A 760-nucleotide genomic window follows, 5' to 3' on the forward strand; every position below is an offset into this window, starting at 1 on the left:
TAGGCATTCTGGCTCACGTTGACGCAGGAAAGACAACATTAACGGAAAGTTTATTGTATACCAGTGGTGCAATTGCAGAACTAGGGAGCGTAGATGAAGGCACAACAAGGACAGATACAATGAATTTGGAGCGTCAAAGGGGAATCACTATCCAGACAGCAGTGACATCTTTTCAGTGGGAGGATGTAAAAGTCAACATTATAGATACGCCAGGCCATATGGATTTTTTGGCGGAAGTATACCGTTCTTTATCCGTATTAGACGGAGCAGTATTATTAGTTTCTGCAAAGGATGGCATACAGGCACAGACCCGTATACTGTTTCATGCACTACAGATAATGAAGATTCCGACAATTTTTTTCATCAATAAAATTGACCAAGAGGGGATTGATTTGCCAATGGTATATCGGGAAATGAAAGCAAAGCTTTCTTCGGAAATTATAGTGAAGCAAAAGGTTGGGCAGCATCCCCATATAAATGTAACGGACAATGACGATATGGAACAGTGGGATGCGGTAATTATGGGAAACGATGAACTATTAGAGAAATATATGTCAGGGAAACCGTTTAAAATGTCAGAACTGGAACAGGAAGAAAACAGGAGATTCCAAAACGGAACGTTATTTCCCGTTTATCACGGAAGCGCTAAAAACAATCTGGGGATTCGGCAGCTTATAGAAGTAATTGCCAGTAAATTTTATTCATCAACGCCTGAAGGTCAATCTGAACTATGCGGGCAGGTTTTTAAGATTGAATATTC

General features: G+C 40.4%; 1 pseudogene. It reads left to right on the forward strand.

Features of this window, described 5'->3' with window-relative positions:
• Positions 1-760, forward strand: a pseudogene (tet(O), locus tag ACTNBR_RS16470) (tetracycline resistance ribosomal protection protein Tet(O)); the annotation flags it as partial.

It is taken from the genome of Bariatricus sp. HCP28S3_F11, assembly GCF_052065395.1.
Classification (GTDB): Bacteria; Bacillota; Clostridia; order Lachnospirales; family Lachnospiraceae; genus Allocoprococcus.